Source organism: Stenotrophomonas sp. NPDC077461 (genome assembly GCF_049545475.1).
In the GTDB taxonomy this organism is placed as follows: Bacteria; Pseudomonadota; Gammaproteobacteria; order Xanthomonadales; family Xanthomonadaceae; genus Stenotrophomonas; species Stenotrophomonas nematodicola.
In genome coordinates this window covers 200,576-210,529 of sequence record NZ_JBMWDO010000009.1, presented here as the reverse complement: position 1 = coordinate 210,529, position 9,954 = coordinate 200,576, and the positions used below count along the sequence as shown (strand labels likewise).

Genomic DNA, 9,954 nt, shown 5'->3' with positions numbered 1-9,954 from the left:
TTCACCAGCCGTGACTACACGCGCCTGGTGCGCAGTTACGGCCTGAAACAGGAATTCATCACACCGCACTGCCCGCAGCAGAACGGGATGGTGGAACGGGTTATCCGGACGCTTAAGGAGCAGTGCGTGCATCGACACCGGTTTGAGAGCCAAGTCCACGCCCTGCGGATCATTGGCGACTGGATTGGCTTCTACAACCAACAGCGCCCACATCAGGCGCTGAAGATGATGACCCCAGACGCGGCTCATGCCGCTACATTAACCGCATGACCTGAGCAGAAAACGGTGGGTCATTACAATCAGGCGGTGAAGATAATGACCCTGGATGCAGCCAACGTCGCTACATTGAACTCATGACCTGAGCAGCAACCGGCGGTACAGAACTACTTACCACTGGCATTGTGACCGATGCCACTGCAATAGCTCTACGCTCACAGCCATATGCTCTGCCACCGGCTGTCCCAGCTTCAATCCCCCTAGCCGTCCGTACTCTGTGTCACGAAGAGTAGGGGCCGCTTGAACAATCTTTGTCTCCGGCTCCACACTGATGAGATACAGGTCGAAGAGGGTGTGAACATCGGCCCGGAGCAGAAGCCCGTTCGTTAAAGAGTTCGTCGCTGCACCCTGATAGGGGTACACGTGTGCGGCCTCAAGTACATCCAGGACGTTGCATCCGGTCATCGCACACCTACCTGAGTAGGCTTCAAGCAGGGCAGCGCGGAACGATGCCTGACCCTGGCGGCGTACGATAGTCGCGAGCACTTTGCGTCGCTGGTCCTCCGCATCTGCAGGAGAAAACGCAAGTAACTCTTCGGCGTAGCGCCTCTCTGCTAGAAGTTGGGTACGTGTGTCCCCAGTGGTTGCCGTGAGAGTTTCAGCGGGCGACGTGCCCCCGAGCAGCTTGATCAACTGGCCGGTCACCTCTGGGCCCACATTCGCAGCTGGGCGTAGGCCTGAAAGCCACGGCTGCTGTAGCTGGTCAAGGACGTGCGAGATGTTCTGCATCCGGTACTCCCATGCTTTCGGAGTACGCCCATGTTCCTCGGCCAATTCGCGATACACCTGAGCCTTGTTCAGCGCAAGCCCTTGCGCAGCCCTCTGTTGCATCATCCGGTATGCCCCCACTGCGGCAACCAACTGATCTTGGGTCCAATCGCTCAAGCCTGCCATCTCTCGTCCTATTGGAAGCGCCGCTTCAATAGGTTCTAAGTATCGCGCAGATCGCGTGGCCTTGACGCAATCAGCTGGTTAGCTGCTCACGGCGAGTCTTGTAAGGGCCAGAACGTATCCACTCGGCAAAGCTCGTAGTCGTGCCCAAACGCCAACGCGGCATCCCTGGCCGGCAAGTCCGAGTAGCGACCCAGGTCGGTCTGATCCATCCCGGCATCGGCGTGGTCAATGGCAAAGAAGCCCAACATGGCGTCGTCGAACGCCTCGAGCCACTCCGAGTCAATTCTGTTCATCCACAGTCCTCCCACTAGGCGAGCGAGGATGCGCGTACCCCGTCACAAAGGCTGCGACTAAGGTGGGTTGATTGCGCCACCCCGTAGGCGGCGTCAACCGAACATCTCAAAGCCAACAGAAACAAGCGATTTCCCAACATCCGCACCAACCCGCATGGTGCACACCGGAGCGTAGAAACTCCTCTGGCTAGACAATGTTGGACGTCCCACGTCGGGAGGGTGGCTAATACAACACCCCCTGTGGAAATACGCCCGCCGGTTCTAGTCAGACGGTTTCTAACCTCCCGACACCCTCGCCATCCCGACGAGGGTACGCCATACCGGAGGTCCAACATGCTGACGTCATTCATAGAGTTGCCCGTCACCGAGTCGCCCGTCATCGAGCGCCCCAGGCGCAAGCCCTCCATCCGGCCAGCGCGCTCCAACCGCGTGGGTTCGTTGATGTATGCCGCCCGCGAGGACTACGGCCGCAACGAGATCATGCCTTATATCCGGCTGCGCGGCCGCTGGCTGGGCAGCCTCGGCTTCGATATCGGCGCCCTCCTGAAAGTGGAGGCTACCCACGGCAGCATCACCCTCACGGTGGTGGAGCGGCCCGTCGTGGTACCCCCGAAGGTCCCCAGGAAGCTGCAGCGGCAAGCCCGCTGAGCGGCCGCGCCCACCTTCGCGGCGGGCATCAGCACAGCCATCAAGCGGGATACCGCGCACGCCACGCCGCCTTTGGGCGGCACGGAGTAACACGGCCCGGCCGCGCAGCGCTGGCACCGGCACAAACCTATACGTCACTGCGCCTCGGGTGCGGCGCGCGCGTGCCTTCAACTTCACTACCCAGCAGTGGGAGGAACCCATGAACGAGAGTGTCTTCATGCAACTGGAGATGGACGCCGGCCTGCGTGCACGCTTCCAGCAGGCAGCGGCGTGCGAACGTCGCCCTGCCGCCCAGGTGCTTCAACGCCTGATGCGCGAGTATGTGGCGCGGCAGGCGGGCCAGAGCGCCGCCGGCGCAACCGGAGCCGCTGAACCGGTCGAGCGCGCAGCCAAGGCAGCAGCTATCGATCAGTACACAGCCGGCACACCCGAGCCGCCGCCGCACGAGGACAGTGGCGAGCAGGACCTCGAGGCGTTGGCACGCCGTCAGCACGGCTGGAGCGCGTGTCCGTTTGGTACCCGCTGATGAGGCCGCGCGCTCAATTCACCTGATCAGCGGGGCGTCGCTGAGCCCGCGCACTCCGCGGGCTCACCCCGTGTACCGCAATTCGGCACCTAGGAATCTGTGCACCGTACCCGAACCGTGATCCCACGCAAGCCTTCTCTGTGAGCCACATCAATAGGCGAGCTCAGGGCCACTGCTAGCCTGTCAGCCTCACGGAGGAGACCTCATGCTGACGCTGGATGCACGACAGGAAGCGCTGTTGCGCCTGCCATACCCCGCAACGTTCCTGCCCCGATTGGCCGATGAAATCCGCCGCGACATGCCAGAGCGCGTGATCGGCCTGGACAACCGCACCTTGGCAGCCGAAACCGAGCGCTGCTACACCTACGCCGCCTACGAGCTGGGCATCACCCGCCTGCCGGTGCTGGTGCGGTGGACGAAGACCGACGTCGGCAGCGGAGGCGCGCTACATCGCGAAATGACGGTGGACCTGACCATTCGCCAGGCAGACGACCCCAACCTGGCTGCCGCCGATCTGCTGGCGGCTCTGGCCGCCTCCCACCGCTGGCCCACGCCCCGGAGCGGTGCGTAATGGCTGCCACGCCGGCACCCGCCGTGGGAAAGGTGCTTGAGCTGCTCGGCAAAGCGGCTGCCGCAGCGGCGGCAGCGATGGGCATCAAGGAGACCGTGAAGGATCGGCCCGGCACCCGCGCGCGCGAGGCGGATTGCTCGGAGGTGTCCGATGACGCCGACTGCGACCAGTGCCTGCTGATCAACGGACGGATCGGGCCGCCGCCCACCCCGCGGTACATCGCCAAGAGCAACCGCATCAACTACGACTACCAGCTCTACGTCGCGAATCTGCACGCGGGGCCGGAGCGGTTTGGCTACGTGAGGGCTGGAGACAACTCGAACAGCATCGTCAACATCGAGCTGTCGATGCTGAAGGACTTCTTTGGCACAGGTGGGAAGTACACGACGTTGGAGTGGATGTTCGGTGGGATTGCTTTTGATGGCTTCTGGCGTAGCAAGTGCACAGTCATCGAGACCAAAGCGAACTACGGGCACGTATTCAACGACGACGGGACGTACAAGAAGAAGTTCATGCAGCCGGAAATAGATCGCTGGGTGGAGCAGTTTCGCGCCCAATCGTTGGCTATGGAACCCACGAAACCCAGTGGGAAGCTGGAATGGCACTTCATGCAGGAAATCTGCTACGTCGTCGGCGTGGAGATAGGCATCCCCGTGGTCAATGCGAGGCTGACTCCCCTACCAGCCCTGAGATAAATCATGAAAGCAACTATTCGATGCAAGATGAGGCCGCAAGTCCTTGAGGCTGACCGTTCATACGAACATGCCGGAGATGTCCTGAACCGTCTCTCATCTATTCATGGCGGGTTCGGAAAATGGTGGTCAGTGCCGACCCATGCAAGCAGTTCACCCATTGCATTTGAAGATCGCGATAACATGATCAAGCTGATCAAGCAGCAGAGGCAGGACTTCCAAGCGAAGTATCCAGGGATTTCGTTGTCCGCAAGTAATGGGATTCTGCTTGCAAACGCTGCGGACGAGGAGGGGTGGGCGGCGAAAGGAAGTGTCTCCATAGCCATCAACCCTGGTCCGGGCGAGATCCGACTGGACATCGGCAATCTCGATGCGGCTCACGCGACGCCTGTGGAGTTGGTCTGGTCATCACTTAAAGCGTTGACCGCAGATCCACAGATCACGCTTGCACAAACCAACATCATGCAGGCCGTTGGTAGAGAGAGACGGCTCTATAGCCTCCATTGCGGCGTTTACCCACACAGAGACTTCCTAGGCTGGATGGGCTATGTGGATCAGCCACTCGATGAATCCCAGATTCCTGATGCTGCGCGTGTGGAGCGTCATGGGCGGGGAACGATGATCATGGCGACAGAAGATGCAGACCTGTTCGATGCCCGCTCGGTGGAGCAGATGAACCGGGTTGAGATCAGCCTCGCTGAACTTGGCCTTCTTCCTGTGGTCACCCCGAGTCTCTAGCGCGATTCCATGTATGAACATCACACTCACTTGTAGTCTCCCCGTGATGCAACTCGATGCAGAAGGGGCATACCGCGAGGCAGCTGGATGGATCGACCGACTGTCCTCAGTGCACCCGCATTTCGAAGAGTGGTGGGTGCTGCCCGACGGCCCCAATGATCATCATGTCGGCTTTCGGGATGCTGCTGCGACGCTATCGTCGATCCATAAGGCAGATGAGAAGTTCTACCGAGAGTTTCCAGGTGCTCATGCTCTTGGCAGTACAGGGCTGGCTCTCACCAACGGGCGAACGGAGCAGCTCTGGAAGGAGCGTGGGAAGGTGGCGCTTGTAGTACAGCCTGCATCCGGTGACGTAACGTTGGCGATCTACCGCATTGAAGCAGTGTATAAGGCGCCAGGTCACATGGTGTGGTCCCTTCTGAAAGCACTCTCTTCAGATCCGCGCGTGACCTATGCAAGAACCAACGTGCAGGCGCTGGTCGCTGGCAGGCTCGTCGTCTACAGCATTGATCGCTCGGTGTACCCACACCGCGACTTCCTGGGCTGGATGGGCTATGTGGATCACGCTCTCCTGCCAGAACAACTACCGGAAGCCTCGCGGATGGAGCGACATGGAAAAGGCACGCTGATTCTTGCTACCGACCTGCTGGACGTGGCCGAGCCCTCGGCGGTAGAGCAGGTGAATCGCGTCGAGATACGACTTGCCGAGCTTGGCCTTCTCCCGGTGACCGATGCGCGGTTGGGCGGATAGGTAATAGCGGCCACATACGCACCTGCCATGTGGAAGGTGACTCAACTGCTGGTCAAAGGGGCACCAGTCGTGGCCGCTGTGACGGGTGACAGGGAGGCTGTGAAGGATCGGCCTAGCACCCGAACGCGCGACGCGGGCTGCCTGGAAGGGGGCGGTGATTCGAATGGAACTGCCCCCCTTTGCTCTGGGAATCAACCTGTGAAGATTGTCATGAACTGCTACCTGCCTTCGACGCGCTCTGATTCCGTGAAGGTCCATCGTCAAGCCACAGCGTTGGTTGGGCGGCTGTCCCAAGCGCACGCCGACTTCAGCAAGTGGTGGGTCGTGCCCGATGGACCAAAAGACCCTTACGTTCCACTCGACGATGCCGATGCTGTCTCGGCGTCAATTCGACGATCTGATCGAAGGTTCTTCAATGAGTTTCCCAGCGCGGAATCCAATGGCAGCATCGGTGTTCTGCTTACGAATTCCGAAAGCGACAAGCAGTGGCGAGAGCGAGGAAAGGTGTTTCTTTCGGTAAAGCCCGCATCGGGTCGCATCTGCCTTGAGATATCGCGAGTAAGCGAGCTGTATCCCACACCCGGGGATGTCGTCTGGTCGCTGTTGAAGGTGCTTTCGTCCGATCCGCGTGTGACCTTTGCAAACACGAACATCGTACAAAGGGTTGCGGAGGAGATCATCCTGTACAGCTACGATCGGTCCGTCTACCAGCACCGGGAATTCCTGGGGTGGATGGGCTACGTGGACAAGCCGCTGTCCGCCGATCAATTACCACAAGCGGCGCGCTTGGAGGCACAGGGCCGCGGCACGCTGATTCTTGCAACAGAAGTACTGGATCTTGCCGATCACGCAGCTATCGAGCAAACGAATAGAACTGAGATCGGCCTTGCCGAGCTTGGCCTTCTTCCTGTGATTGATCCGAGTCTCTGGTAGCCAACTGCATGTCGTACATAGAGTTCCATTGCCCTCGGTGGGCATCCTCAGAATGTCGGTTTGCCAACACCACCGCAAAAGGCGTTCTACGGTGAAAGTCAGGCTTGTCTGCAAGGAGGTATCAGCAAAACTGACACCAGCCATGATCTACGAGGAGGCGATCCGACGGGTAAGCACACTGGCCACGGTCCATCCACACTTCGAACAATGGTGGCTGATGCCATCCTCCGCTCGTGAGCCGGAGATTCCTATGTCCGACCGAGAGCAGATCATCACGCGCATCGAAGCCAGAAGTGCCTACTTTGACAAGCAGTATCCAGGCACGAGTTCCCTGGCGAACCATAGCATTCTGTTGACGAACGCGCCGGACGAAGCGAGCTGGCGTGAGCGAGGAAGTGTTGCGCTCTCGATCAGGCCGGGAATGGGCGAGTTGAGGCTGGAGATCAATCGATTAGAGCAGATCTACGACTCCCCATGCGACGTAATGTGGGGAGTGCTCAAGGTGCTCACGTCCAGACCGCAGGCGACCTTTGCGCAAACCCATGTCCAGCAGGCAAGGGGAGGAGAGAGGCGACACTACAGCAGCCAACTGGCGGTGTTTCAGCATCGCGATTTCATGGGCTGGATGGGGTACGTAAACCAGCCCGTCAGCGCCCAGCAGATTCCCGATGCGGCGCGTATAGAGCGTCATGGTTCAGGGACACTGATTCTGGCCACGGAGTCGATAGACCTTTTCGACGCGCACTCAGTTGAGCAGGTCAACCGGGTCGAAATCGCAATGGCCGAGCTGGGCCTCTTGGCGATGAGAGGAGCTGGTCTTGGAGGGTGATGCGGTGTTCTCGCTGGCACGCGGGCGTTTGAAGTGCCGAATCCGCTGACGCAGCTCTCCAGACGATCTACATCCCAATGAGGTAGGCCACATGAACATCTCCATCTTGCCGTGCGTTCTGACCGCGTCTGAGACGTACGATTACTCGGCGGGTCTGATCGCACGCCTGGCGGCAGCTCATGTTGGCTTCCAGCACTGGTGGTCAATGCTCGCCAAGCCTACCGACACGCGCATTGCGTTTGATGATCGGGCGCGGATGACAGCCTGGATACAGGCAGGCAAGGACGCGTTCCAGCTTGAGTACCCGAGCGCACCTATTTCCTTGAGCGGCGGTGTCCTGCTCACGAACGTCACGAGCGAGGCAGAGTGGTTAGCGCGTGGCAGCATTTCACTTTCCATCAATCCGGGGCCCGGAGAAGTACAGCTTGAGATCAATCGTATTGAACAGGTCTTTCCCTCGCCGACTGAATTGGTATGGGCCTCACTACGTGCACTAGCGCACGATTCGAGGGTCAACTTTGTGAACACCAATGTCCAGCAGGGCTGGGGCAAGGAGAGAAAGCTCTACAGCCTCCACTGCGGCGCCTTTCCGCACAGAGAGTTCCTGGGCTGGATGGGCTATGTGAGTCGGCGGCTCACCGCCGACCAGATTCCAGAGGCCGCCCGCATGGAACATGCTGGTGAGGGCACGCTGATCATGGCAACAGAGAACCTCGACTTGTTCGACGCAAGCGCCGTAGAGCAGGCCAATCGCGTGGAGATACGTCTGGCCGAACTTGGGCTGTTGCCTGTCACTGATTCACGGCTGTTATGAACATTACGCTCATATGCGCGACACCAAACATGAGTCTCTACCCTGAGCAACTACATGGCACCGAATCCGCAGCATGTTGGTGCCGATGGTCGGGGCGGAATGAGCGGGGTGGAGCGGTGATGGGGCATGGGTCTGCGGCGGGGCTGGGCTTCCTGTTAACATCCTCGGGCCAGCCAGCCTCCCCACCTCTTCACAGTGTGGGATTGGCCGCGTCACGCGGTCATGCGAGCCAAGGACTTCTCTTCCTGACTGTCATCAAGGACGCCTGCATGAACCCTCGTTCCCTTCTCCGTTCGGCCACCCTGGCTCTCGCCGTCACCCTTTCGCTGGGCGCTCCCTCTGCCTTCGCCGTGGGCGAAGCCGCCACGCCGGCCAGCACCGAGGCCGCCATTCAGCGCAGCGTCCTTGCCAAGGGCCTGTACGAACTGGCCTACAGCCCCAAGGTGGATGTCGTGTATGTCGCCTCGTCCGGTGGCTTTGGCGATAGCGCCGGCCAGCCGCAGCTGCTGCTGCTGGACCCCACCAACCTCGATCTCGAGGCCCAGATCCCGCTGGAGCGCAAGCCGTTCGGCATGGTGCTGGACGACGCCAACAACCGCCTGTACCTCGGCAACACCGTGGATACCTCGGTCACGGTGCTCGATACGGCTACGCACAGGGTGCTGGGCATTGTGCAGTTGATGGAGAAGAAGGTGGGCAAGGATGGCAAGGCCGCCTACACCCACGACCTGCGCGAGCTGGTGGTGGATGGCCCGGCCAACCGCCTGTACGTGACCGGCCACTCGGGCGAGGGCAGCGTGCTGTTCGTGGTGGATACGCAGTCGCTGAAGGTGATCGACACCATTCCGGGCCTGGGTAATGCCAAGGCACCGGGCCTGGCGCTGGATGCCAAGGGCAAGCGCGTGTACACCTCCAACCTGCTGGCCGAGCTGGTGGTGGTGGGCACCGACAGCGGCATGGTGGAGCAGCGCTTCCCGATCAGTGCCGAGCAGCCGATGAACATCGCGCTGGACTCCGCCGGCAAGCGCCTGTTCGTTACCGACCAAGGCTCGGCGATGATCCGCAAGTACCAGGCCAGCAGCTCGGGCTTTGCGTCCAAGCACCCGGGCAACCGTGTGCTGGTGCTGGACCGCGCCACCGGCAAGGAGCTGGCCAGCATCCCCACCGACGCCGGTCCGCTCGGCATTCTGCTGGATGCCAAGCGCAAGCGCCTGTACGTGACCAACCGCGAAGCGGGCACGGTGACGGCCTACAACAGCGATAACTACAAGCTGCTGAAGACGTACTCGGTGCCGACGCATCCGAACAGCCTGGCGCTGGATGCCAAGAAGAACGTGCTGTACGTAACCATCAAGAACGGCGACAAGGATGCCGAGGGCAGCCGGGAGAGCGTGGCGCGCATCGCGCTCTGACGCCTTCGGGTATCGGGCGCGCAGTGGGTCACTGCGCGCCCCTGCATCAATGGCAGGCGCTCACGTAGCCTGCCAGCCGCCAGTCGTTGTGGCCGGTGTAGATCAGCTGGTAGCTGTCCGCGCAGCCCGCCGCGCGCACGGCCAGGTGGATATCGCGGGTTTCCGGTGCCACCGGCGCCTCCGCAGGGCGGAGATGGGCGGCAATCGCCTCCGCATGCGTGGCCTGCAGGGTGGGCAGGGGCACCGCGTTGGCAGGGCGTGCGGGGGCATCTGGCCCCGCGGGTGCGGCACCCGCTCCATGCGCTCTCAGATAGTCCTGCGCGCCTTCGCTGTCGGGGCGGCACAACAGCGCATCCACGAGTGTGGTGGCTTGTTCACCATCGGTGAGTTGCGCGGCGGTGTCGGCCCAGGCGCGGGCGAAGTCGCCGGCGCAGGCCAGCGGCACGCGCGCCGGAGTGGCCGCTGCCATCGCCGGCAACACGACAAGCCATGCAAGGTGCCAGGACGTTACAGGCAGCACGTTTCCTTCCTTGGCGCGCAGATGGTGGGTCCATTCTGCCGCACCCGGTGTGCACGT

14 protein-coding genes are annotated in these 9,954 nt (G+C 61.1%); 11 read left to right on the top strand and 3 right to left on the bottom strand.

Going from position 1 to position 9,954, the window contains the following annotated elements; genetic code table 11:
- Nucleotides 1-270: transposase (locus tag ACPEH8_RS15960; protein ID WP_423667421.1), on the top strand; the 270-nt coding region annotated here is incomplete at its 5' end.
- 117 nt (nucleotides 271-387) lie between these two features.
- Here ACPEH8_RS15960 and ACPEH8_RS15955 read toward each other — a convergent pair.
- The gene (locus ACPEH8_RS15955) at nucleotides 388-1,161 is read right to left on the bottom strand and encodes an HNH endonuclease (RefSeq protein WP_423667418.1); all 774 of its coding nucleotides are present in this window, start codon (nucleotides 1,159-1,161) and stop codon (nucleotides 388-390) included.
- A gap of 95 nt (nucleotides 1,162-1,256) precedes the next feature.
- The gene (locus ACPEH8_RS15950; protein ID WP_423667416.1) at nucleotides 1,257-1,463 is read right to left on the bottom strand and encodes a hypothetical protein; all 207 of its coding nucleotides are present in this window, start codon (nucleotides 1,461-1,463) and stop codon (nucleotides 1,257-1,259) included.
- A 333-nt stretch (nucleotides 1,464-1,796) separates the two neighbouring features.
- On the opposite strand from ACPEH8_RS15950, the gene ACPEH8_RS15945 reads away from it, so the two are divergent.
- The 10 genes from ACPEH8_RS15945 (at nucleotide 1,797) to ACPEH8_RS15900 (ending at nucleotide 9,377) form a co-directional block, all read left to right on the top strand.
- On the top strand, nucleotides 1,797-2,111 hold the full coding sequence (locus ACPEH8_RS15945) for a SymE family type I addiction module toxin (protein WP_423667413.1): 315 nt from the start codon (nucleotides 1,797-1,799) through the stop codon (nucleotides 2,109-2,111).
- Nucleotides 2,112-2,310: 199 nt separating this feature from the next.
- A complete protein-coding gene (locus ACPEH8_RS15940; RefSeq protein WP_262072049.1) occupies nucleotides 2,311-2,637 on the top strand; it encodes a hypothetical protein in 327 nt (108 codons plus the stop codon).
- A 205-nt stretch (nucleotides 2,638-2,842) separates the two neighbouring features.
- Complete coding sequence (locus ACPEH8_RS15935) at nucleotides 2,843-3,208, top strand: hypothetical protein (RefSeq protein WP_017356934.1); 366 nt, start codon at nucleotides 2,843-2,845, stop codon at nucleotides 3,206-3,208.
- A complete protein-coding gene (locus ACPEH8_RS15930) occupies nucleotides 3,208-3,903 on the top strand; it encodes a Tox-REase-5 domain-containing protein (protein ID WP_423667410.1) in 696 nt (231 codons plus the stop codon). Before ACPEH8_RS15935 ends, ACPEH8_RS15930 begins: the two co-directional genes overlap by 1 nt.
- A 180-nt stretch (nucleotides 3,904-4,083) precedes the next feature.
- Nucleotides 4,084-4,638 (top strand): Imm52 family immunity protein, encoded by a 555-nt coding sequence (locus ACPEH8_RS15925; RefSeq protein WP_313274999.1) that lies wholly within the window; start codon nucleotides 4,084-4,086, stop codon nucleotides 4,636-4,638.
- 13 nt (nucleotides 4,639-4,651) lie between these two features.
- On the top strand, nucleotides 4,652-5,389 hold the full coding sequence (locus ACPEH8_RS15920; RefSeq protein WP_423667407.1) for a hypothetical protein: 738 nt from the start codon (nucleotides 4,652-4,654) through the stop codon (nucleotides 5,387-5,389).
- A 210-nt stretch (nucleotides 5,390-5,599) separates the two neighbouring features.
- The gene (locus ACPEH8_RS15915; protein WP_423667404.1) at nucleotides 5,600-6,322 is read left to right on the top strand and encodes a hypothetical protein; all 723 of its coding nucleotides are present in this window, start codon (nucleotides 5,600-5,602) and stop codon (nucleotides 6,320-6,322) included.
- 91 nt (nucleotides 6,323-6,413) lie between these two features.
- A complete protein-coding gene (locus tag ACPEH8_RS15910; RefSeq protein ID WP_423667401.1) occupies nucleotides 6,414-7,151 on the top strand; it encodes a hypothetical protein in 738 nt (245 codons plus the stop codon).
- Between the two features lie 91 nt (nucleotides 7,152-7,242).
- Nucleotides 7,243-7,965 (top strand): hypothetical protein, encoded by a 723-nt coding sequence (locus ACPEH8_RS15905; protein WP_423667398.1) that lies wholly within the window; start codon nucleotides 7,243-7,245, stop codon nucleotides 7,963-7,965.
- 269 nt (nucleotides 7,966-8,234) lie between these two features.
- Entirely contained in the window at nucleotides 8,235-9,377 is a 1,143-nt protein-coding gene (locus ACPEH8_RS15900; protein WP_423667395.1) for a YncE family protein, read from the top strand.
- Between the two features lie 46 nt (nucleotides 9,378-9,423).
- Here the strand turns inward: ACPEH8_RS15900 and ACPEH8_RS15895 are convergent, their stop codons facing one another.
- Complete coding sequence (locus ACPEH8_RS15895) at nucleotides 9,424-9,897, bottom strand: hypothetical protein (protein ID WP_166472556.1); 474 nt, start codon at nucleotides 9,895-9,897, stop codon at nucleotides 9,424-9,426.
- Nucleotides 9,898-9,954 lie beyond the last annotated feature (57 nt).